The organism is Actinomadura craniellae (genome assembly GCF_003289645.1).
Classification (GTDB): domain Bacteria; phylum Actinomycetota; class Actinomycetes; order Streptosporangiales; family Streptosporangiaceae; genus Actinomadura_D; species Actinomadura_D craniellae.
Genome location: NZ_QLYX01000011.1, coordinates 176,206 through 197,602, shown reverse-complemented (window position 1 = coordinate 197,602; position 21,397 = coordinate 176,206). Strand labels below are relative to the sequence as shown.

At 71.8% G+C, this 21,397-nt stretch carries 24 protein-coding genes; 8 read left to right on the top strand and 16 right to left on the bottom strand.

Annotated features, from left to right (window positions below; translation table 11 throughout):
• Nucleotides 1-62 precede the first annotated feature (62 nt).
• Complete coding sequence (locus DPM19_RS23230) at nucleotides 63-800, bottom strand: hypothetical protein (protein WP_111870111.1); 738 nt, start codon at nucleotides 798-800, stop codon at nucleotides 63-65.
• A gap of 1,202 nt (nucleotides 801-2,002) precedes the next feature.
• On the opposite strand from DPM19_RS23230, the gene DPM19_RS23220 reads away from it, so the two are divergent.
• A complete protein-coding gene (locus tag DPM19_RS23220) occupies nucleotides 2,003-2,704 on the top strand; it encodes a hypothetical protein (protein WP_111870109.1) in 702 nt (233 codons plus the stop codon).
• Between the two features lie 209 nt (nucleotides 2,705-2,913).
• Here the strand turns inward: DPM19_RS23220 and DPM19_RS23215 are convergent, their stop codons facing one another.
• The 5 genes from DPM19_RS23215 to DPM19_RS23195 all read right to left on the bottom strand — a co-directional run bounded on the left by DPM19_RS23215 (nucleotide 2,914) and on the right by DPM19_RS23195 (nucleotide 9,856).
• Nucleotides 2,914-3,999, bottom strand: a complete 1,086-nt coding sequence (locus tag DPM19_RS23215; RefSeq protein ID WP_146778962.1) for a hypothetical protein — start codon at nucleotides 3,997-3,999, stop codon at nucleotides 2,914-2,916.
• Nucleotides 3,986-4,579, bottom strand: a complete 594-nt coding sequence (locus DPM19_RS23210; RefSeq protein WP_233510662.1) for an RNA polymerase sigma factor — start codon at nucleotides 4,577-4,579, stop codon at nucleotides 3,986-3,988. Before DPM19_RS23210 ends, DPM19_RS23215 begins: the two co-directional genes overlap by 14 nt.
• A gap of 140 nt (nucleotides 4,580-4,719) precedes the next feature.
• Nucleotides 4,720-5,718, bottom strand: coding sequence for a MerR family transcriptional regulator (locus DPM19_RS23205; RefSeq protein WP_111870106.1), 999 nt, complete (start codon nucleotides 5,716-5,718; stop codon nucleotides 4,720-4,722).
• Nucleotides 5,719-5,724: 6 nt separating this feature from the next.
• Complete coding sequence (locus DPM19_RS23200; protein ID WP_111870105.1) at nucleotides 5,725-6,393, bottom strand: HEAT repeat domain-containing protein; 669 nt, start codon at nucleotides 6,391-6,393, stop codon at nucleotides 5,725-5,727.
• Between the two features lie 253 nt (nucleotides 6,394-6,646).
• Nucleotides 6,647-9,856 carry an AfsR/SARP family transcriptional regulator gene (locus DPM19_RS23195; protein WP_111870104.1) on the bottom strand — a complete coding sequence of 1,070 codons (3,210 nt, stop codon included), beginning with the start codon at nucleotides 9,854-9,856 and terminating at the stop codon, nucleotides 6,647-6,649.
• Between the two features lie 148 nt (nucleotides 9,857-10,004).
• Here DPM19_RS23195 and DPM19_RS23190 point away from each other — a divergent pair, with 148 nt between their 5' ends.
• Entirely contained in the window at nucleotides 10,005-11,570 is a 1,566-nt protein-coding gene (locus DPM19_RS23190; RefSeq protein ID WP_111870103.1) for an MFS transporter, read from the top strand.
• Here DPM19_RS23190 and DPM19_RS23185 read toward each other — a convergent pair.
• Complete coding sequence (locus tag DPM19_RS23185; protein WP_233510661.1) at nucleotides 11,559-12,203, bottom strand: TetR/AcrR family transcriptional regulator; 645 nt, start codon at nucleotides 12,201-12,203, stop codon at nucleotides 11,559-11,561. The genes DPM19_RS23190 and DPM19_RS23185 overlap by 12 nt on opposite strands.
• A gap of 92 nt (nucleotides 12,204-12,295) precedes the next feature.
• On the opposite strand from DPM19_RS23185, the gene DPM19_RS23180 reads away from it, so the two are divergent.
• Complete coding sequence (locus tag DPM19_RS23180; RefSeq protein WP_111870101.1) at nucleotides 12,296-12,781, top strand: SRPBCC family protein; 486 nt, start codon at nucleotides 12,296-12,298, stop codon at nucleotides 12,779-12,781.
• 35 nt (nucleotides 12,782-12,816) lie between these two features.
• Here the strand turns inward: DPM19_RS23180 and rpsR are convergent, their stop codons facing one another.
• The 4 genes from rpsR to rpmB all read right to left on the bottom strand — a co-directional run bounded on the left by rpsR (nucleotide 12,817) and on the right by rpmB (nucleotide 13,858).
• Nucleotides 12,817-13,065 (bottom strand): 30S ribosomal protein S18, encoded by a 249-nt coding sequence (gene rpsR / locus DPM19_RS23175; protein ID WP_111870100.1) that lies wholly within the window; start codon nucleotides 13,063-13,065, stop codon nucleotides 12,817-12,819.
• A 72-nt stretch (nucleotides 13,066-13,137) separates the two neighbouring features.
• Nucleotides 13,138-13,308: a 50S ribosomal protein L32 gene (gene rpmF / locus DPM19_RS23170; protein ID WP_111870099.1), complete on the bottom strand. Its 171-nt coding sequence runs from the start codon at nucleotides 13,306-13,308 to the stop codon at nucleotides 13,138-13,140.
• Between the two features lie 8 nt (nucleotides 13,309-13,316).
• Entirely contained in the window at nucleotides 13,317-13,622 is a 306-nt protein-coding gene (gene rpsN / locus DPM19_RS23165) for a 30S ribosomal protein S14 (protein WP_111870098.1), read from the bottom strand.
• Nucleotides 13,622-13,858, bottom strand: coding sequence for a 50S ribosomal protein L28 (rpmB, locus tag DPM19_RS23160; RefSeq protein WP_111870097.1), 237 nt, complete (start codon nucleotides 13,856-13,858; stop codon nucleotides 13,622-13,624). The genes rpsN and rpmB overlap by 1 nt, the downstream gene beginning before the upstream one ends.
• A gap of 182 nt (nucleotides 13,859-14,040) precedes the next feature.
• On the opposite strand from rpmB, the gene DPM19_RS23155 reads away from it, so the two are divergent.
• Nucleotides 14,041-15,186: a GTP-binding protein gene (locus tag DPM19_RS23155; protein ID WP_111870096.1), complete on the top strand. Its 1,146-nt coding sequence runs from the start codon at nucleotides 14,041-14,043 to the stop codon at nucleotides 15,184-15,186.
• A gap of 211 nt (nucleotides 15,187-15,397) precedes the next feature.
• Here DPM19_RS23155 and DPM19_RS23150 read toward each other — a convergent pair whose 3' ends face one another.
• Genes DPM19_RS23150 through DPM19_RS23140 form a run of 3 tightly spaced genes read right to left on the bottom strand, consistent with a single transcriptional unit; the run spans nucleotide 15,398 to nucleotide 16,477 of the window.
• Nucleotides 15,398-15,868, bottom strand: a complete 471-nt coding sequence (locus DPM19_RS23150) for an ATP-binding protein (RefSeq protein WP_111870095.1) — start codon at nucleotides 15,866-15,868, stop codon at nucleotides 15,398-15,400.
• A complete protein-coding gene (locus DPM19_RS23145; RefSeq protein ID WP_111870094.1) occupies nucleotides 15,861-16,103 on the bottom strand; it encodes a hypothetical protein in 243 nt (80 codons plus the stop codon). Before DPM19_RS23145 ends, DPM19_RS23150 begins: the two co-directional genes overlap by 8 nt.
• Nucleotides 16,103-16,477, bottom strand: coding sequence for a hypothetical protein (locus tag DPM19_RS23140; protein ID WP_146778961.1), 375 nt, complete (start codon nucleotides 16,475-16,477; stop codon nucleotides 16,103-16,105). Before DPM19_RS23140 ends, DPM19_RS23145 begins: the two co-directional genes overlap by 1 nt.
• Nucleotides 16,478-16,613: 136 nt before the next feature.
• On the opposite strand from DPM19_RS23140, the gene DPM19_RS36450 reads away from it, so the two are divergent.
• The 4 genes from DPM19_RS36450 to DPM19_RS23125 all read left to right on the top strand — a co-directional run bounded on the left by DPM19_RS36450 (nucleotide 16,614) and on the right by DPM19_RS23125 (nucleotide 18,795).
• Nucleotides 16,614-17,417 carry a helix-turn-helix domain-containing protein gene (locus DPM19_RS36450; RefSeq protein WP_233510660.1) on the top strand — a complete coding sequence of 268 codons (804 nt, stop codon included), beginning with the start codon at nucleotides 16,614-16,616 and terminating at the stop codon, nucleotides 17,415-17,417.
• Nucleotides 17,414-17,620 (top strand): DUF397 domain-containing protein, encoded by a 207-nt coding sequence (locus tag DPM19_RS36445; RefSeq protein WP_233510659.1) that lies wholly within the window; start codon nucleotides 17,414-17,416, stop codon nucleotides 17,618-17,620. The genes DPM19_RS36450 and DPM19_RS36445 overlap by 4 nt, the downstream gene beginning before the upstream one ends.
• Before the next feature lie 23 nt (nucleotides 17,621-17,643).
• On the top strand, nucleotides 17,644-17,853 hold the full coding sequence (locus DPM19_RS23130) for a DUF397 domain-containing protein (protein ID WP_111870092.1): 210 nt from the start codon (nucleotides 17,644-17,646) through the stop codon (nucleotides 17,851-17,853).
• A 711-nt stretch (nucleotides 17,854-18,564) separates the two neighbouring features.
• The gene (locus DPM19_RS23125; RefSeq protein ID WP_146778960.1) at nucleotides 18,565-18,795 is read left to right on the top strand and encodes a MazG-like family protein; all 231 of its coding nucleotides are present in this window, start codon (nucleotides 18,565-18,567) and stop codon (nucleotides 18,793-18,795) included.
• Between the two features lie 879 nt (nucleotides 18,796-19,674).
• Here the strand turns inward: DPM19_RS23125 and cas6 are convergent.
• Together cas6 and DPM19_RS23115 are read right to left on the bottom strand one after the other, a co-directional pair.
• Nucleotides 19,675-20,415 carry a CRISPR system precrRNA processing endoribonuclease RAMP protein Cas6 gene (gene cas6, locus DPM19_RS23120; RefSeq protein WP_158566859.1) on the bottom strand — a complete coding sequence of 247 codons (741 nt, stop codon included), beginning with the start codon at nucleotides 20,413-20,415 and terminating at the stop codon, nucleotides 19,675-19,677.
• Between the two features lie 446 nt (nucleotides 20,416-20,861).
• Nucleotides 20,862-21,287 carry a PPOX class F420-dependent oxidoreductase gene (locus tag DPM19_RS23115; protein ID WP_111870089.1) on the bottom strand — a complete coding sequence of 142 codons (426 nt, stop codon included), beginning with the start codon at nucleotides 21,285-21,287 and terminating at the stop codon, nucleotides 20,862-20,864.
• Nucleotides 21,288-21,397 lie beyond the last annotated feature (110 nt).

The window sequence follows — 21,397 nt, the reverse complement described above, 5'->3', positions numbered from 1 at the left end:
GACCGCCCGGATTGGCCGACGGGCGGCGATCCGTGTGTGGCGCAGGCTGTTCGAACCCTGGTCTAGTCGCCCAGAGCCCGGCCTGACCGGAGGCCGGATCCTGGCGTCCGGACGGCGTGGAAGGGCGGCGGACCGCCATCGGCCGCCAGAGCGCCGGGCTGCCTGGGTGCGGGCGCGGCCGGGGCGAGCCAGATCCAGGCGGGGGCGTAGGTTTCCTTGGCGGTGATGGCGATCTGGGTGAAGGCGCCCGGGTCCAGCGGGCCGGGGTTGTCGTCGATGAGCTCCTGGTAGAGGTAGTGGGAAGTGATCAGTCCGAGGTCGGTGGGGTGTTCCTTGAGGATGCTCTTGAACAGGGGTGCGTCCAGGAGCCGGTACAGGTGGATGAGGGCCCGGCCGCAGGCTCCGTGGTCGTCGATGTGGACGTAGCCGGCGTTGACCCCGGCGCGCAGTTGCATCTGTGCGGGAGGGCTGGAAAGGCGGTTGTGGCGGCGGAGCCCGGCGTGCAGATGGGCCGGTAGCGGGCCGAGGAAGAGTTCGGCGCTGACCGAGGCGGGCGCGATCACCAGCAGGCCGTCTCCGCGGTCCTCGTGGTGGCAGGTCGCGAAGGGCACGCCGATGGCGGTGAGGGCGTCGGTGACGATGCGGTAGAGGGCGGCGCGCAGGTGGAGGTGGACGCTGGTGTTCCGGCGGCCGAAGCCGGTGATGTCGATGGCGAACATCGCCCGGTGCAGGGGGCTGGATGCGGGTGCCGCGGGCTGGGGTGAAGCGGGCGGCCAGGTGTCGGGGTCGTGGAAGGCCATGGTGCGGGATTGCCTTTCTGAACGTTGTGGATCCGGTGGTCATCGGCCCAGAAGTCGATCAGCTGTTCGGGGGTCAGCTCGTGGAGCAGCCAGGCTTCGCGCAGGCGGCGACCGCTGATCAGCTTCCACAGGGTGGTCAGCGTGAGGGCCAGGACGACTTCGTCGGCACTTCGCGGGCCGTGGGGACGCGGCCGCCCGATCGTGCGGCTCTGCCGTGGCGTCACCGTGCGGTTCACCTGGACGAGTAATGCGGTCATCAGCTGGCGGCTCCCCGGAGACAGCAGGTCGGTGTGGCGTCTGGGAAACGGTGACGCATCATCGGGCGCCTCTTGACCAGGGGAAACGAAACCGATCAAAGACATCGGGCTTCGGGCGCGGATGATCAGAACACCTCGAAGAGAACCGGCGGACCGCCGTCTGGCGCAACCGGGTTCGTGTTGGTCAGGTTCCCGCAGTTGCGGTGGGTTTCGTTCGCTGATGTTCGCCAAACGTTCAGGGCCCACCGGGACTGCTCTCCGGTGGGCCCTGCGGCCGCCCGGCAAGGGCGAACCGTGACGGTGATCGAACAACTCCTGCCGCCAACAGGTTTCCGTCGTTCGTTCTCACCGCTTCCAGGTGAAGCCGCCCGGTCCTGGACAACCCTCCCGGATAAATCACCACAATATCGACACATGTGTCATGTGACGCGGTGACTCCACACTCGATTATTCCCCGAAACAACTCCTAGCGACTGTTTGTCAGCAGAATCGAACACGGGTGAACATCTCACTGACCCCGCCGATACAGTGACCACCCGGCCAGGGTTGCCATGCAATGGGAACAATTGGATACCGGACAGTGTTCAGTTTCGTACACCCTGCACTGAGTGGGCCCAAACCTCAGGCGCTCACCAGCCCCCATAGGCCATGATTTCTCCGTAAGCCGCCCTCTGACCGCCAATCGTTGGGCTGGCTGTACCCAGATCGTTCCTATCCGCCCGGTCCTGAACCAGAACCGCTCTCGAAAGTGAAGCGACCGCAAATGGACAGCGCCGTCTCCTGCATGCCTGGCTTCCGCACCAGAGCCGCCAGAGCACGACCCACCCATACCGCCGCGCACACCGCCAGCTTCAAGATCGGTTGAGGTGAGTCGCAATGAGGTTGAGGTGGAAAAGCAAGAAAAACGGCAAATCACCCGAAACTGCTCCTATCACCAAGGCTGCCATGGAGAGATTCCTGGAGCTGAATTACCCCGGCCAGGGCACCGAGCGCGAGAAGCTCAAGCTGATCATTTTGTACGTGCTGCTGCACGGCCCCGACCGGGACCAGGTCATCGCGCACGCTCGCCGCTGGGACATCAACCCCCACAAGGCGGAGCAGTTCATGCGCGGGGACGTGGAGTTCGGGTTCCGGTGGTACTCCATCGAGGGCACCCTCACCGACTGCGGAGCCGGGCCGGCCGTCATCGAAGTCGCCAAGAAACTGTTCGACGACTTCTCCCGCAGCGAACCGGCCCAGCAAACCCTCCCCACTCGGGAACCCGACCAGCCCCGCGCCGACGGCGACCCCGGGCACTACCCCGGCCGGCCCGACGAAGACCCGTCAGGAGAGACGGCGACCGAGCCCCGGCCCGGACGTGGCCTCAAACCCGACCCGCTCACCGCCACCACGGCAACCGAACTGATGACCTTGATGAGCGCCTACCGGGTCTGGAAAGGAAAAGCCAGCTACCGCAAGATGGCGAACGCGGTCGGCAACCGGTACGCCGCCTCCACCTTCTCCACCCTCAGCAACCGCCCCACGCTGCCCAGCCTCGACCTCGTGCGCGCCTACATCGAAGGCTGCGGAGCCGACCAGGCCGACCTGGAGATCTGGACACGGGCCTGGCAGCAGATCGCGCTCACCGAACCCGACCAAGCCCACTAGGGCTTGCGAGGTTCCCCGTGTCACGGACGGCCGACCCGAGCACCGGTGCGGTGCCCCCGGTCCCCGGCGACGCGCACGATGCCGCCGGGGCGGGCCGGCGGGTGCACGCCGGTCCCTCCTTCCTGACCGCGCGCCGGCGGCCAGCGTCCCCGGAGCGTCCGGGGAGCACTGGCCGCGTAGCGCCGCGGGCGGTACCGCAGAGCGGATCGTCAGGAGCGTTGGCCGGGCCCGGAGACGAAGGTCGCCTCGAGCAGGGCGCCCCAGCCGATGGTCTGGCCCTGCTTGACGGGCGGCACCCCGGCCTCCCGGTGGTCCTTGATGGCGACGACGCGGAAGCCCATGTAGCCGTAGGACCTGGGGTTGATGATGATTTCACGGCGCAGGTAGCCGTTGTCGACGCGGTAGAGCGTGACGCCCGCGCGACCGGCGACGTCGGTGGCTTTGGCCTCGTAGCGGATGCCGGGGATCTTCGCCGCGGCGCCGTACAGAGCCGCTTGGATCTTGGGTGGCAGCACCGCGTCGCGCATGTAGAGCGTGATGAGTTCGAATGCCCTGGCGTTCCGCTCTTCGGCCGTCGGCGGGATCGGCTTCGACTTCCTCATCAGTTCGTACTTCTCACGTGTCCGGTTCGACGCGTTCGCCGGGATCGGCTTTTTCCAGTTCGCGAAACTCCTGGCGTACTCCGCGTCGACCGTCTTGTAGACCTGGGCGAGCAGCCCGTCAGGCCGGGTCGGCAGGGACAGCAGGTAGGGGTAATCCATGCGGTTCACGCCGGTCGGCAGGGACTTGGAGCCGTTGACGACCCGGAGCCTTCCCCCCTCGGTGAGGGCGAACTGCCTGTCGTCGGTTCGACGCCACATCTCCTGGGTCCGGGTCTTCTTCGGGGCGCCGAACAGCGGCGGGCCGCCACCCTCCTGGGTCGGGACGAAAACGGTCTTCAGGTACGCCCACCGGGTGGGACCGGCCTTCCCGGCGGGCTCGTTCGCCGCCACCAGGGCCGCGTTGTGGGCCAGGTCCTGGGGGGCGGCGACCGGCCGCAGCGTGATGGGCCCGGGACCGCCGCCCTCGCCCGGGTCGCCGCCCTGGGCGGCCACGATGACGCCGGCGGTCAGCGCCGCGGTGAGGCCGACAGGGGCGGCGAGCCGCCATCCCCGTCCGATCTGCGGGCGACGTCGCCCGCGGGCGGGCACGGAACCGGCGTCGTGCGCGGCGGCGAGCAGGCGGCGGCGCCCCGCGACCACGGCCTTCTCGTCCGGCGGCAGTACCTCTGCGTACATACGCTCAAGCTCTTTCATGAACGAACTCCTCATTGATCTCCCGGGGGTCGGCCCCGCCCAGTACGTCGCCTGTTCTCTTCCGGGCCCGGCTCAGCCGGGAATGCACGGTCCCCTTGGCTATGCCGAGAGCCGATGCGATCTCCTCAGTGGTCAGGCCACCGGCCGCGGTGAGCAGCAGCACGTCCCGCTGGCCGCGCGGCAGTTTGGCGAGCGCGGCCGCCAGTTCCCGTCGCAGGCCCTGTGCGCTCACCCGGTCGGCGACCTGGTCGCCGGGGAACTCCACGACGTGATCGACACCGGTCCGCGCGATGAACCGCCAGAACCGGCTCTCCTCGCGGTGATGCTGGCCGACCAGGGTCGTCGCGATGCCGTACAACCAGGGCCGGGCATCCGAACGCGTCAGGTCATAGCGCTCCCGCCGCCGGAAAGCGACCAGGAACGTGTCCGCCATCAGGTCATCGGCCAGATCCCGACCGAGCCGCCGCGCGATGTACCGATGCACCATCTGGTGGTGCCGGTCGTACAGAACCGCGAACCGCTCCGGCTCACGCAAGGAACTCTCGATGAGCTCGGCGTCGGTGGTCGTTCCGCCCCTCACAGACGGTTCGTTTCTGTCATACGGCCCTCTCAAGTGCGGGGGATGTCACCTGTTATCCGCACCGCGCCCCGTCCCGCTTCCCGCGGCCTGCTCGATCGCGCGGCGCCGAGAGCCGGGCGCCTCCGCGGGTGCGTGATTCCTCAGCGGGCGTCGCGTAGCCGGAGGAGGTAGGTCGCGGTCAGCGCGATGGCGCGGTCTTCGTCGTGGGACAGGTCCGCGAGGGCGCGTGACGTCGTGGTTCCCGGGATGTCCGCGAGCGCCTGTGTCAGCCGCCGGCGGGCGGGCGATCCGACGGTGCCGTCGGCGAGGCGGTCGACGAGCCCGGTGGCGATCCGGTCCGCCAGCGCGGGGTCGCTCGCCAGCGCGCCCAGCGCGTCGGCGGCGTCGACGTCGCTCGCCCCCTCGACGATCATGTCGATGAGCGTCGGGACCGCGTCGGCCGTTCCCCGTGCCCCGAGCGCCAGGGCCGCGTGCCTGCGGACCACGAGGTCGGGGTGCGTGAGGGCGTCCCGCAGCAGGGCGGTCGCCGCGCCGTCCGGCATCTCGGCGAGGGACTGGACGGCGCGTTCGCGTACCTCGGCCGCCGGTGCGTCCAGTCCCTCCGCCAGCAGCGCCGATCCGCCCTCGCCCGATCGCGCCAGCGCCCAGCGGAGGGCTCCGGCGACGTTCGGGTCCGCCTCGCTCAGCACCGCCTCGACCAGTGCTTCCACCGGAACCTCCCGGGCCGAGGCCAGGGCCGCGCGCTGGCGTCTCCCGGCGCTCTCCGAGCCCAGGCTCCGCAGGAGCGCGACGATCTGGAGGACGTCCTCCCAGCCGGCGGGTTCCGCGGCACCGATCCGGTGGAGCCGGGTGAGCAGCTCCGTCTCGCCGGCGATGCGTTCTCTCGTCCGGCGGATGAGGTCGTCGACGAGTTCCGCAGGTGCGAAGCCGGGGTCGTCGAGCGCGCGCCCGACTTCACGCAGCGACAGCCCCAGCGACCGCAGGCTCTCGATGTGGAAGATCCGCCGGATGTCCTCGCCGGAGTACTCCCGGTAGCCGGCCCCGGTACGGCCCGTCGGCCGCACCAGGCCGAGCGAGTCGTAGTGCCGGAGCATGCGGGCGCTCACCCCGGACAGCCGAGCCACATCGCCGATCAGCACCGCCTGTCATCCCTCCTGCCCGGTCGTGCCGAGGGCCACGGTGCGCTTCGCCTCCTCGATCGCGAACTCGAATCCGGCGTCCGGGTCGCGCAGCAGCCGTTCCGTGGCGACCGCGTGCCGGCGCACGCGAGGGTCGGGGGCCGTCCTCGCGGCACGCAGGACCGGCATGATCACCTCACCGAGCGCGATCAGCGCCCGGCTGAGGCTCAGCTGCGTCTCGCGCTCGCCGCGGCCGAGCTGTGTCGCCAGCGTTTCCGCCAGCTCGGGTCCTTCCCCGTCGGGCACGAGGACGACCGCCGCCCGCCACGCGCTCCGCGCCACCTCGTCGTCGGCGTCGGTCAGCAGCGCCCGGGTGATCGCCGGCCATGCCCGCCGGTCTCCGATCTTGGACAGCGTGTGCAGCGCCTGGCTGCGTGCCTGTGCCCGCTCCGAGCGGAGTTCGCCGATGAGCCTGGGGACCGTCAGTGCCGCCGGGTGGCGGGTGAGTGCCCACGTGAGCATGTCGCGCACGTAGAAGTCGGGCTCGATCGCGCATCGTTCGACGAGCTTGCCGACGAACCGCGGGTCCGGGGTCGTGCCGACCGCCAGCACCGCCTGGAGCCGCACCGACGAGCTGCTGTTTTCCAGCGCCCGGAGAGCCCGCATCGTGTTCGTGTCCTCTTCCGGCATGGTCATCGGAACCACCTCCTCGGCCACAGTGAAGACCTTGTCACCGTGTCAAGGTCAAGCGGGACCACGGCGGGAGATGGCCGGACGACCTCCACCCATCGGGTCCGGTGCCCGTCACGCCGGACGAATCGACTGGAGCCGGGACCTGCTCGCCGAACCCGAACGGGCGGTCCTGCGCCGGTCGTCCGTCCACGCCGAGGGGTGCGCCGACGTCGGGCCCGACCACCGTCCGCACCGGCTGACCGCCGACCGGTGCACGTCACCGATCGGATACCGGCGGGGAGCGGACCTCGGTCCGCCGGGCGCCCTCCGCGCGGCCCCGCTCGAACTCCGTGCGGTACGCCGGTTCGCCGAGGCCGGCGCGGGCCGCCGCCTCGGCCCGGGCGACGTCGGTCCGCTCGGCGGGCGGAAGGGGTGCGCCGACCGACTCGCGGGCCGCCGCCGCCTTTCCCAGCAGGTACGCCGCCTCGGCCGCCCGGCCCTGGAGCGCGTGCGCCCCGGCGATCCCCTCCAGGGCCAGTGCGATCGCCCTCGGGTCGCCGGTGGCCCGCGCGGCGTCCAGTCCTGCGCGGTGCCTGCGCAGCGCCTCCGCGGCGTCCCCGCGCTGCTCGGCGACGTACCCCAGCTCGGCCAGGGCCGGTGCCACCGCCGCCGGTCCCCGCGCCGTCCCGCCGTGCTCCAGCCAGCCGGACAGGTACCGTTCGGCCTCGTCCAGCCGGCCCTCGCGGCGCGCGCCGAGGGCGAGCCCCAGCTCGGCCAGCCACTCGCCGAACCGGTCGCCCCGCTCGGCCGCCGACCGCCGCGCCCGCTCGTGCAGTTCCGCCGCGGCCCGGTGGTCGCCGGTCAGCAGCGCGACCCGGCCCAGCTCCGACAGCCGGTAGGACATCTCCGACCACAGCCCGAGCTGCTCGGCGAGGTGCAGCCCCTCCCGGTGGTGCCGGGCCGCCGTCGCGTAGTCGCCCCGGATCTGTGCGCGGTGACCGAGCATGGGCAGCGCCTGCAACTGCCCCCACCGGTCGCCGAGCTCGCGGAACAGCTCCAGCCCCTCCCGGGCGTCGGCCTCGAACCGGGTGAGCCGTCCCCTGGCCTGCGCCAGCCACGCGCGGGTGCACAGGGCGGCGGCGACGCCCCACCGGTCGTCGCCCGCGCGGAACGCCGCCAGGGCCGCGGCGAGCAGTTCCTCGCTCAGCGACAGCTCGCCGAACTCCAACGCGGCGCCGGCGAGGAACCACTGCACGTGCGCCCGCCGGGGAGCGGCCGCGCCCGCCAGGAGGTCCGCGGCCTGCCGCGCGGCGGCCACCGGGTCCCGCGGCTCTCCCACCTTCAGCTCCAGGGCCGCCCGCCAGGCGGCGGCCTCCGCGCGCAGCTCCGCCGGCCCACCGTCCAGCGCCAGCGCCGCGCCGAGCGAGCGGTGGGCGTCGCGCAGCTGCCCGCGCAGGCACCGGTGCCACAGCGGGCCGAGCGCCAGCCGCAGGGCGGAGGCCGCGTCGCCGGTCCGCACCGCGTGGTCCAGCGCGACGCGCAGGTTGGCGGCCTCCAGGTCGAGCCGCCGCAGCCAGCGCGGCTGGTCACGGCCGCGCAGGCCGGGTGCGGACCGCTCGGCGAGGTCCCGGTAGAAGCACAGGTGCCGGTGCCGGGTGGCCGCGCCCTCCCCGGACTCGGCCAGCCGTTCGGCGGCGTAGGCGGCGAGGGTTTCCAGCATCCGGTAGCGGACGCCGTCGGGGCCGTCCACAGCGGTCAGCAGCGACCGCTCCACCAGCTGGGACAGGGGGTCCAGGACGCCGCCGGGCAGGTCGTCGCCGCCCGCGACCGCCTCGGCGGCCGCCAGGTCGCACCCCTCGGCGTGGACGGACAGCCTGCGCAGGACCGCCCGTTCGGGTTCGGCGAGCAGGTCCCAGCTCCAGTCGATCACGGCGCGCAGCGTCCGCTGCCGTGGGGCGGCCCCGGCGCCGGCCGCGGTCAGCAACCCGAAACGGTCGTCCAGCCGGGCCGCGAGCTCGTGCACGCCGAGCGCGCGCACCCGGCGGGCGGCCAGTTCCAGCGCCAGGGGCAGGCCGTCCAGCCGACGGCAGACGGCGGCGACCGCCGGGGCGTTGTGCTCGTCCAGGCGGAAGCGCGGCGCCGCCTCCGCCGCGCGGACGGTGAAGAGACGTACCGCGCCGGAGGACGCGGCCGACGCCGCGGAGATCGCCTCGTCCGCCGCCGGGACGTCCAGCGGGGGCACCTCGTAGACGTGTTCGCCGGGTATGCCGAGCGGTTGCCGCCCGGTGGCCAGCACCCGCAGGTGCGGGGCGGTCCGGGTGAGCGTCCGGACGAGTCCGGCGGCCGGGTGGACCACGTGCTCGCAGTTGTCCAGGAGCAGCAGCATGCGGGCGCCGCGCAGCACCTCCGCCAGCCGGTCGGCGGCGGCGCCGGGCTCGTCGTCGCGCAGGCCGAGCACCGCCGCGACCGCCTCGGCGACCCGGGCGGGGCCGGCCCCGCCCGCCGCGGATCCGGCGCCCAGCGCGCCCAGCTCCACCAGCCACAGCCCGTCCGGGAAGTGCTCGCGCAGCCCCGCCGCGGCCTCCAGGGCCAGCCGGGTCTTGCCCACCCCGCCGGGGCCGGTCAGGGTGACCAGGCGCGCCTCCCGCACGAGGGCCCGCACCTCGGCGGTCTCGCCCTCCCTGCCGATGATCTCCGTGAGTTCCGCCGGCAGGTTCGACCGGGACGGGCCGGCGGGCCCGAGGTCCGGGTCCTGCCGCAGGATCGCCTCGTGCAGCCGGGTCACCTCGGGCCCGGGGTCGACGCCCAGGTCCTCGGCGAGGCCCCGCCGCAGCCGCTGGAACGCCGCCAGCGCCTCGGCCTGCCGTCCGGCCCGGTACAGCGCCAGCATCTGCAGGGCCCGCAGCCCCTCGCGCAGCGGGTGCTCGTCGGCCGGGCCCGCCAGTTCCCCGGCCAGCAGGTGGTGCTCGCCGAGGTCGAGGCGGGCGCGGCTCCGCTCCTCCAGCGCGGTCAGCCGCTCCTCCTCCAGCAGCGCGGCGGCCGGGGCGGCGAAGGGGGCGTCGGCGAGGCCGGCCAGGACGGGGCCCCGCCACAGCGCCAGCGCCTCGCCGAGCAGCGCGGCCCGCTCCCGGGGGCCGGCCGCGGCGCGGGCACGCCCGGCCAGGGAGCGGAAGCGCGCGGCGTCCAGGTCGTCCGGCCCGAGGTCGAGCCGGTAGCCGCCGGGGCCGTGGGCGAGCCGGGCGCGGCCACCCGGTTCGGCCTGCTCCAGGACGCCGCGGAGCCGGGACAGCTTCGAGCGCAGCACCCGCTCCGGGCGGGCCGGCGGGGCGGCGCCCCACAGGTCCTCGACGAGGGTGTCCGCCGGGACGGGGCGGCCCTCGCGCACCAGCAGCGCAGCGAGGAGAGCGCGCACCTTGGCCTCGGGGATCCGGATCGGCCCGCCGTCGGCCCGCCACAGTTCCAGCGGGCCCAGCACCCCGAAGCGCATGGGCCTCAGGGTAGTGCAGCGCCTCCCGCCGGCCCGGGCCCGAACGGCGCCGGAACCTTTCCGGAACCCCCGCGCCGCAGGGTGGCGAGGACACCTCGCGGGCCGCTCGCCGTCCCGTCCAACGAAAGACCGGAAAGGAGCACCGCCCATGGCCTCCGCCGCCCCCAGGGCCGGGACGCGCGAATGGATCGGGCTCGCCGTCCTGGCGCTGCCCACGATCCTGCTCGCGCTCGACTTCACCGTGCTGCACCTGGCGCTGCCGCAGCTGTCCGCCGACCTGGGGCCCAGCAGCACCCAGCAGCTGTGGATCCTGGACGTCTACGGCTTCATGATCGCCGGTTTCCTCATCACGATGGGGACGCTGGGCGACCGGATCGGCCGCCGCCGGCTACTCATGATCGGTGCCGCGGCCTTCGGCCTGGCCTCCGTCGCCGCGGCCTACGCGTCCGACCCGGCGATGCTGATCGCGACCCGCGCCCTGCTCGGCGTCGCGGGCGCCACCCTGATGCCGTCCACCCTGGCTTTGATCACCAACATGTTCCTCGACCCGAGGCAGCGCGGGTTCGCCGTCGCCGTCTGGCTGAGCTGCTTCTCCGCGGGCGGTGCGGTCGGGCCCCTGATCGGCGGGGTGGTCCTCGAATGGTTCTGGTGGGGGGCGGTGTTCCTGATGGGCGTGCCGGTGATGGTGCTCCTGCTGGTCGCCGCACCGTTCCTGCTGCCCGAGTACCGGGACCCCCGGCCGGGCCGGCTCGACCTCTTCAGCGTCGCCCTGTCCCTGGCCACGATCCTGCCCGCCATCTGGGCTTTCAAGAAGGCCGCGGAGGACGGGTGGAGCGCGGCCGTGCTCGTCGCGCTCGCCGCGGGCGCGGTGTTCGGCTGGGTCTTCGTCCGCCGCCAGCGCACCCTGACCAGCCCGCTGATGGACCTCGGCCTGTTCCGGTTCCGCGCCTTCAGCATCGGCCTGGGCGCCCTGCTCCTGGGCACGCTCACCCTGGGCGCCTTCGTCCTCCTGTTCGCGCAGTACCTGCAGCTGGTCCTGGAGCTGTCCCCGGCCCGGGCCGGGTTGTGGATGGCGCCCTACGCGCTGGCCAACATCGCGGGCGCGATGGTCGCGCCGGTGCTGACGGCCCGGATCTCCAAGCCCCGCGTCATCGCGGGCGGCCTGCTCGTCGCCGCCGCCGGCTACGGCGTGTTCTCCCTGGTGGGCGTCGAGACGGGACTGCTGCCGGCGGTACTGGGCAGCGTGCTGATCACCGTCGGGCTGAGCCCGCTGATGGTCCTGGTCATCGACCTGGTGATCTCCTCCGCGCCCAAGGAGAAGAGCGGTTCGGCCTCCTCCCTGTCGGAGACCTGCAGCGAGCTGGGCATGGCGCTCGGCGTCGCCACGCTGGGCGCGGTCGGCACCGCCGTCTACCGCCACACCGTCACCGGCGACCTGCCGTCCGGGCTGCCGGACGAGCTCCGTACCGCCGCGCGGGACAGCCTGGCCTCCGCCGCGGCCGCCGCGGAGCCGGCGCGCAACGGCGCCGCGGCCGGAGCGCTGGAGACGGCCAAGGACGCCTTCGCCACCGGCTTGGTCTCGGTGAGCCTGCTCAGCATGGCGGTCGTGCTCGTACTGGCCGCCGTCGTGGCGCTGTTCCTCGGCCCCGACGGCGAGGCGGTTCCCCCGGAGGGCGACTCCGCCGCCGAGGCCGCACACGGCTCACCCGGGTGACGGCCGCGGCCCGGGCGGCCGGGCGGTCAGGTAGCGCACGAGCATGGCGACCAGTTCGTTCTCGAACGCGTCGACGTTCTCCAGCCCGGCGTCGGCGGTGAAACGATGCACCTGGGATTCGATGGACGTCACCACGAGGCGGGCCGCCATGGGGATGTCGGCCACGGTGACCTGCGGGTCGGCGCCCAGCAGTTCCTCGGCGGCCTCGGTGGCGCGCAGTTGCGCCGCGTGCAGGAAGTCCAGCAGTTCCGGCGAGCGCGGCGCCTCCTCGAACAGCACGCGGTGCAGGGCCGGGTCGTCCCGGTGGTTGTCGATGGCCGCGCGGACGAACAGCCTGATCTTGTCCTCCAGGCGGTCCGGCAGTGCCCCGCCGTCCAGGAGCCGCTCGACGGCGGCGATCCCGGCCCGGGCGTGGGCGGTGGACAGCTCCACCAGAATGGCGTCCTTGTTGGGGAAGTACTGGTACAGCGACCCGATCGAGTGCCCGGCGGCCTCGGCGATCCGATTGGTCGTGCCCCTGCGGTAACCGTGTTCGGAGAAAACGCGAGCAGCCGCGTCCAGCAGCCGCTGCCGGGTCTCGACGGCCCGCTGCTGACCTGGACTTTTCCTGGGCCGCAGGCGTTTGTCCGGCACGAGCACGACCTCCTGAAAAGCGAGTAGCCGCCGCATTGGGCCGCCACCCACAATCGTTGTTAGGTCACCCTAATCCCCAGCCTGGAGGCGGCGTGAAGACCGTCCACATCCATACCGAACTGCCCACCACCGCCGACCGGGTCTGGGCGGCGATGCAGCACCCCTCGTCGTTCCTGTTCGTCACGCGAGGGCTGATCGGCTTTCCCGCCCTGGTCGGCCGCACCGACCCCTTCCAGGAGGGTGAGTGCGGGACCGGATGGATCCTGCTGTTCCATCTGGTCCCGCTGTCGCGCCACACCATCCACCTGGTCGAGATCGACCCGGCCACCCGGAGCCTGCGCTCGCGCGAGCACGGCGGCTTCCTGCGGGCCTGGAACCACACCCTGCATGTCGAGCCGACCGGTGAGCGCACGTGCCGCTACAGCGACACCGTCGATATCGATGCCGGTCCGCTCACCGGTCTCGTCGCCCTCGCGGCCACCGGGATCTACCGCTACCGCCAGCGGCGCTGGCGCAGGCTCGTCCGCCGGCACCTGCTCCTCACCGGCCCTCACTACGCCCATCCGGCACCCGCCTGACAGGCCACGGCACGGGCTTCCGGCGGGGCGTCACCTCAGGGTTTCCCGTCCCGGGTGGCGGGACGGGAGCCGTAGGGCAGCAGCGCCATCTCGCGGGCGTTCTTGATGGCCCTGGCCAGCTGTTTCTGCTGCTGGACGGTCACCCCGGTGACGCGGCGGCTGCGGATCTTGCCGCGGTCGGAGATGAAGCGCCGCAGCAGCCCGACGTCCTTGTAGTCGATGTACGTGACGCCGTGCAGGGGGTTCGGCTTGCGGCGCCGATCGACGCGGCGGGAGGTGCGCATGCGCGCGTTCCTTTCTCTGTGTTCGGCCGGTGGCGCGGGGGCCGCGCAGGGCGCGGCCCCCGCGCCGCCCGGTCACGCCTCGTCGGTCAGCAGACCGTCCTGGTAGGCCCGGACGAGGTAGCGCGGGACGAGCGTGCGCTTTCCGTCGACGGTGATGGGCACCAGGTCCGGGCGGGACGCCTTCCACTGCGCCCGGCGCTTGCGGGTGTTGCTCCTGGACATCTTGCGTTTGGGGACGGCCATGGGTGCTCCTACCAGCTCGACTTGGTGATGCCCGGGAGTTCACCGCGGTGCGCCAGGTCGCGGAAGCGCACCCGGGACAGCCCGAACTTGCGCAGGTGCCCGCGGGGGCGGCCGTCCACGGCGTCGCGGTTGCGGATCCGGGTGGCGCTGGCGTCGCGCGGCTGGCGGCGCAGTTCGCGGACGGCCGCCGCGCGGGCGTCCTCGGCGGTGTGCGGGCTGCGGATCAGGCGCTTGAGTTCGGCGCGGCGCTCCGCGTGGCGGGCCACGACCTCCTTGCGGCGCTCGTTGGCGGCGATCTTGCTCTTCTTGGCCATCAGACCTTCTCTCCTCGGGCTCGGATGCGCGCGACGGCCGACTCGATGCCGATCTTGTCGATCGTCTTGATCGCGCGGGCGGACAGCCGCAGCCGGACGTACCGGCGTTCGCCCGGCAGCCAGTACCGCTTGGTCTGGATGTTGGGGTCGAACCGTCGTGAGGTGCGCCGGTGCGAGTGCGACACCTTCTTGCCGAACGACGGCTCGGCGCCGGTCAGCTGGCAGCGACGGGACATCTGAACTCCTTCCGGTCAGGGAGCGTGCGGGGACGATCGGGCTCGTTCCACCGGTTCCGGGAGCCGTGTACGCGGCTGGTCTCGCCGCGCACCGCGGCCCAGCGTCCGGTGGCAACGCGTCGTGGGCGCCCCTTCGGCATGCAATGATAGCGATAACCGTTTTCATTTGCAGAGGGGGTCCGATGTCCGTTCCCGTCGTGCTGGTGGCCGGGCTGCACGCCACGGCCCGCACCGCAGTCGTCGACCGGCTCCTGCGCGAGCACCCCGGCGCCCTGGCGATCCACCACGACCTCCGCGACTCCGCGGACGGCTTCGTGACGCGCACCGTCCGGGACGCCGGCACGACGCACGACCGGTCCCTGCTCCGGCTCGACGGCGACTGCGTGACCTGCACCGTCCGCAACGACCTGGTCCGCGAGGCGCTACGGCACGCGAGCCTGGCCCCGCTGCTGGTCCTGGACCTGTGGGACTGCGTCGAGCCCCGGTCGATCGCCGAGGCGCTCCCCGTCCGGGACGGCGACCTGCGGCTGACCGGCGTGCTGACCGCGGTGGACGCCGAACTGATGCCCACCGACATCTGCCGGGGCGAACTACTGGCCGAACTCGGCAAACCGGGCACCTCCGGCGACCAGCGCTACCTGGCCGAGGTGCTGGCCCACCAGATCGAGTACGCCACCGCGCTCGTCGTCGCGGACCCCCTGCCCGCGCCACTGCCCCCGATCGACGAGGACGATCTCCAGCTGTGCCGGGAACTACTCGGGCACCTGGCACCGATGACCCCCGTCACCATGCCCGGCGAACCGCTCCCCCCGGTCACCGGCCCCGGCTGGTGCACCCGGGAACTCGCGGCCCGCGTCGACCCGGCCACCGCCCAACTCCCCTGCCCCACGCACACCCCCGCGGCGGACACCGTGGTCTGGCACCGCACCGCCCCCCTGCACCCGGCCCGGTTCTTCGACGCCATGGACACCCTCGCCACCGAGTCCGTGCGCAGCCGGGGCCGGTTCTGGCTCGCGAACCGGCCCGACCGAATGCTGGCCTGGGACGCCGTCGCCGGAATCGTCACCGTCGCCGACACCGGCCCCTGGCTGGCCGCCCTCCCCGAAACCGGCTGGGACGCGGCCCCACCCGCCCGCAGGCTGGCCGCCGCGCTGGACTGGTCCCCCGACCACGGCGACCGCGTCCAGCACCTGGTGCTCACCGGCCCCCAACTGGACCAGGACCGGATCGGCGCGCTGCTCGACTCGTGCCTGCTCGGCCGCGACGAGCCCACCACCGGCCTGGACGACCCCTTCGCCGACTTCCTGGACCTCGACCCGACGACCTGAGCCCGCCCTCGGCGCACCGCCCCTGGACCCGACCCGACCCGACCGCATGAGCCCGCCCCCGGCCCGCCGCCTCCCGAACCCCGACTCGACCGCATGAGCCCACCCTCGGCGCGCCGTCTCCCGGGCCTCGGCCCGGACGGCATGAGCGCGTCCGCGCCTCACCCGCACTCGCGGGCGCGCCGGTGGCGGCCGATCGGCGGGAGGAGGCCGTTCACGGCACCTCCAGCGGCGGTTCCGGCGGCAGGCCCAGTTGCGCCCAGACCGTGTGGCCGCCGACCGGGTCCCCGTTGTAGCCGGTGGCCAGGGCCAGCTCGGCGACCGCGGGCAGGCCCCGGCCGTTCTCGCGCAGCCCGTTCACCGAGCCCGCGGGCACCACCGCGGACGGGGTCCTCCTGCCGCCCAGGTCGCGGACGCTGATCCAGGCGTGCATCGCGAGGGAGACCTCGACGCCGAACCAGCCGCGCCGCGCGCCCGACAGGGTGTGCAGGATGGCGTTGGAGGCCAGCTCGGAGACGATGAACTCCGCGTCCTCGCACCGGCCGGTCCCGGCGAGCATGGAGCGCACGAACCGCCGGGCGTGCGTCACCTGGTCGGCCCGGCCCGGGTAGATGCGCCGCCAGGTCAGGGCGCTCTGGTACAGCCACCGATCGGACGGGGTGCACAGGTCCGTCCATTCACCCATCGTTCCGGTCACCTCCTGGAATCGGTGCGGGCACGGGGCGCCTCCCCGGGCGGGACCGTCCGGCCGTCTCCGCCCGGGGAGCGGCGGCGCGGCCCGTCAGCCGGGTGATGCGGCAGAGGCGGGACAGCGCGTACCTGGCGGCGGGCCGGTACAGCTCCCAGACGGCGATCGTGCAGGCCATCCCCAGGAACACCACCGCGACGGCCTGCCCCGCCAGGGCTTCGAGGCCGGGCATCACATCGCGTCCGCGGCCAGGACCCGCTCGATCGCCCGCACGGCGGCGGGCACGTCCCGGGCGGGACCGAGGTCGTCCCCCCAGGACCAGGTGAACCGGTGCCCCCCTCCCCCGGCCCGGCAGCCGATCTCCTCGGCCAGGTGCCCCGCGCCGGGGTTGACCACCCGCAGGACCGGCCCGCCGCAGTCGCCGGGCCGCTCGGCCACCCGGGCCCGGAGGGCGGTGCCCGCCTGGACCGCCGCGCACAGTGCCCGGAGGTGGGAGAGCGCCGGCTCGTCCGCGCCCTCCGGTCTGCCCTTTCCCGGGGCCGGGAGCGAACGGTGGGTCGGTTCCGCGGCCGGCATGGGGGCCTTGCGGGGGTTTGTGGACTGCATCGGTTCCGCCTTGTCAGGGAGCTTGTCGAAGTGCCCTCCCATCCTCGGCAGGGCTGGTTACTCTCGGCCACAAGTCCGTCTCCACACGTGAATCGGACCTCGCACACCCCCCAGTGCAGAGAGGAAGGCGACCCCGATGCCTCCCGCACGACCCGACGAATCCGTCCGCGGCTTCTTCGCCTACCACCTCAAGCAGCAACGCGAGAAGGCCAAACTGTCCCAGCCCGCCCTCGGCCAGCTGCTGCACGTCTCCGGCAGCCTGATCAGCGGCATCGAAACCTGCACCCGCACCCCCGGCTTCCGCCTCTGCCAGGCCATGGACGGCGTCTTCGGCCTGGACATGTTCTTCGAATGCCTGCACCCGCGCCTCATCGAGGAAACCGGCCTACCGGCCAGCTTCCCGGAATTCACCGACGCCGAAGCGAACGCCACCATGGTCCGCCTCTACGAGAATTTCGTGATCACCGGACTGTTCCAGACCGTGGACTACGCCCGGGCGGTCCTGCGCGCCGGACAGCGCGCCGACAAACTCGAGGAACTGGTCACCGCGCGCATGGACCGGCAGGAGATCCTCACGCGGGAAGAGCCACCGATGATCGTCGCTCTGCTGGACGAGTTCGCCGTACGACGATGGTTCGGCGACCGCGACATCATGCGCGCCCAACTGGAACACCTGCTGGAACTGGCACGCAGGCCCAACATCACCATCCACATCGTGCCGGACCGCGCCCAGATCTGCCCCGAGGGCGCGTTCACCATCCTGAGCTTCCCCACCGAGCCCGACGTCGCCTACATCGAAAGCATCGGCGGCTGGGGCCGGATGATCGACACAGGTACGCGAGTCGCCGAGCTTGGCGTAAAGTTCGAACGCATCCGATCCCTCACCCTCTCGGCCTCAGACTCCGAGAAGCTGATCCAAGACATCCTGGAGAGCCTGTGAACAGGATCGACCTCCCCACCACCTGGCGCAAGAGCAGCCACAGCGGCGGCCAGAGCGGTGACTGCGTCGAAGTCGCCCAAGCACCCGGCGTCGTCGGCCTCCGCGACAGCAAAAACCCCGCCGGCCCCATCCTCATCGTCCACCGGGCATCATTCGGGACGCTGATCCAGCAGGTCAAGACCGGAGAACTCGACCTGCCGTAACCCCCCTCCTCCCTGGAGAGCCTGTGCACACCAACAGCGTTTCCTCCACCACCTGGCGCAAAAGCAGCCACAGCGGCGGCCAGTCCGGACAGTGCATCGAAGTCGCCCAACTACCAGACGCCATCGGCCTCCGCGACAGCAAGAACCCCACCAACACCGCCCTTTCCATCGACCAACCGGCTTTCAGACACCTGATCCACCAAATCAAAGCCGGAAAACTCGACCTGGCGTAGACCCGCCCTACCCCGCTCCCTGAGGTGCTCCGGATCTTCCGGAGCACCTCAGCCCTTTCATCCGCCCAAGACACAAACGAAGTTACGTCCTCTCCAGGGATAATCCGCGACCCGGCCGCCGGCGCGTTCATGTTCCGGGTCACCTTCAGGTTGCTATCCCTCCAGGGATGATCTGCGACCATCCGGGAGCAGGACGCCCACCGCCTCACCCTGGCGTTGCTATCCCTCCAGGGATGATCTGCGACCCGAGGGTAAAATCCCAGGTCGAGGCCCGGTTCGGCAAGCCGCTGGAGCTGATTTTTGCAGCAGTCCGGCGGTAGTGCATCACCGCAGGTCAAAGCGGTGCGGTTTCGGCTCCTCCTATGGCCTGTTCCGCAGCAAGGCCAAAGCCTCCCTGTAGTACCGGTACCGCTTGCGCTTCCCCCTCGGGGCCTCAGCCGACTTGATCCTTCAGCATCCGAGGCGCTAGAGCGCACTAAAAGCTGAAGGATCTGTGAGTGTGTGGTTGGCGCTGCTGCTGGTAGGGGCCCTCAGGAGGGTGGGCGCAGTTGGTGCCGATGCCGTGGGGAGGCTGTTTACCTTGCTTCGAGACATGCCTTAGCGTCACGTGCGCTCCGCCACGCCGACACCCCGGGACGGTCGACCATGTGGGATCACCTCGCACGCCTGCACTCCGGCTTCCTGGCCGGCATCGACGAACAGACCCGCATCATGAAGATCGCCGAGGAGTTCGGCGAAGCCGTGCAGGCCTACATCGGTGTCACCGGCCAGAACCCCCGCAAAGGCGTCCACGGCACCCGTGACGACGTGCAGAAGGAACTCGCCGACGTGATCATCACCGCCGGAATCGCCATGATCGCCATAGCCGGAGGCGACACCGAGGACGCCCGTGCGCACCTCGAAAAGCGCCTCGACACCGTGATCGAACGCGCCGGCGGATGAGAAAGAGCGGCAACGAGGCATCCGGCGGCTCACGTGCGGCGATCACTTCGGCCGCTACCCGAGCGAGCAGAGGAGAAGCCTCGGCGGGGACATAGGGGCGAGCGAGGGCGGCGACGGTCAGGCCGAGAAGACCGCGCAGACCCGGGCCGGGTAGTGCGACCCAGCCGGTACAAGGTCTGCTCGACGAGCTGACGTGCCCGTTCGTATGCCCTTTGAGCCTGGTCGGGGTGCTACGACGGGTCCATCACGATGAACTGCAGATCCTGGGTGGTCTCTATGCCCTCCGGGTCAAACGAGGCGTTGTGACGTCGACAACGCGATCGACTGCGCCGTGGCGCTCTACCTGTTTCTATGCCCTTCAAGTCGGGCGGGGCGTCGTGACCTGTACACGCTGGACGCCCATCTGAACGGCCACACGTTTCTATGCCCTCGGGTCGGGCGGGACGTTGTGACACGTGACGGCCTCGTACGACGGGTTCGAGAACCACGGGTTTCCATGCCCTCCGAGTCGGGCGGGGCGTTGCGACGAGCCGATCACCAACGAGCGGCTCTGGAACGAGGAGTTCGTTTCTATGCCCTTCGAGTCGGGCGGGGCGTTGTGACGGGGGGCATCTACAAGGCCAACAGCGAGGGCCTCGTCTTGTTTCTATGCCCTTCGAGTCGGGCGGGGCGTTGCGACGGGTCGGGGTTCTTCGGGGTGCTGACCTGGGGTTTCGGTGTCCGTTCCGCCATCCTCGGCCGTAGCCGGGTTCGAGCATAACTGCCGAGTGATGCGGCCACGAGGAAACCCGCTCTGACCTGATGATTCACCGCCGCGCCGACCGGGGCGTTCTCCGACCGATCCGGTGACCGCTGTACCGGCTGCCGGGCGCCGGGTGGTCAGGCCGGGGAGGCCGGCCTGTGCAGGGTGGCGGTGGTGGCGCCGAAGCCGTGGGTGGTGCGGGCGCCGGTGCCGCTGTAGGGGGCGAAGCTCAGCAGGGCGGTGAAGGCGGCGCGCAGTTCGGTGGGGGCGTCGGGGGTCAGGGCGAGGGCCATGTGGCCGGTGAAGCCGGTCACGGGGTGGCCGTGGCCGCCGTCGCGGCGGACGGTGCGCAGGTCGTAGCCGGTGAGTTCGACGGCGCGGTGCAGTTCCCGGCCCAGTTCGTCGTCCAGGTGCAGCGGGGAGCCGGTGGGGAGATGTTCGTTCCAGCGGCGCCGGTACCCGCCGAGGACGAGCCGCAGGTCCGGGGTGACGGTGCGCCGTCCGTTGGCGGCGAAGTAGGCCGGGGAGCGGAAGGTCAGTTCCGCGGTGGACGCCGGTGCGGTGGTGGCCAGGCGGGCGCGGGAGGTCCGCACGACGTCGGCGGCGGCCACGGGGCACCGGCGTGACCCGAACCGGACCTCGGTGAGCCGGTCGGGGTCGAACGGCAGGGGTTCCTCGGCCAGCCAGCTCGCCCGTAGCAGCAGGCCGGTGTCCGGGTCGACGGGGTCGGGCGCCACCGGCCAGACGGTGAAGGGTTTGCGCTGCGCGCGGTGGTCGGTGGAATTCTCGAACAGCGCGCACGCCAGCCCGTGGAGCTGCCTGGTGTCGGGCCGGGCGGGGCGGTCGGGCACCAGCCGGAGGGTCAGGGCGGCCGGCATCGTCAGCCGCCGGGCCGGCGGAAACCGCGGCGGCTCACCAGGTGGGTGTTCGTCACTGCACCGGCTCGTTTCCATGCCCTTTGGTCGGGCGGGACGTTGCGACGGGGCCACCGACACCAATTGGTTCCGTCAGCACATGGGACCGTTTCCATGCCCTTCGGATCGGGCGGGGCGGTGCGACCGGAGTCAGCGTCAAGGGCCTGCTGGGGACCACCGTCATCTGGTTTCCATGCTCTTCGAGTCGGGCGGAGCGTTGCGACGCGCCCTAGAAACAGGCGAAACGCCAAGGGGCTTCTATGCCCTTCGAGTCGGGCGAGGCATTGCGGCGGGTCCACTTTTCGGGGGGCGTGACCTGCGGTTTCGATGTCCGTTCCGCCATTCTGGCGTTCGGGACACGCCCAGGATAACGCCGGGCAGGCCCGGATCCGCTGCTGCCAGGGCGGTTCTCAGCCGGCCGTGGCCGATCCGGTGCCGTCGGCGTTGCGGATGTTGGGGCCGGGGCCGTCGATGTTCCAGGCGATGATCCGGCGGGGGTGGACGCGGATCACGTCGCGGCTGAAGCCCGGCAGGAGTTCGTCCTCCAGGACGAGCAGTTCGGCGGTGCCGCGGATCTCCAGGCCGCGGCCGGTCTGGCCGCCGGGGCCCACGGGCTCTTCGGCTTCGTCGTCGAGAGCGAAGGAGACCCTGGGGTCGGCCTGGATGTTGCGGTACTTCCGCGAATCGGTCAGGTTCGGCCCGCCGATGTCGATGGCGTCGCCGGTCAGGATGTAGGCGATGGGTTTGACCTGCGGTGCTCCGCCGGGCCCGATGGTGGCCAGGTGCCCGCGCCGGTGGATGCCCAGGTAGTCGCGCTCGGCTGCTGTGAAGACCATGCCACCACTCTGGGACCTCAACTCGACTCGAGGTCAAGAGGCCGCCGGAGCGGACGCCGCGCCGGACATCGAATGCCCGCCCGGCGAAGCCGCCCAGCCCTCCTGGTGGT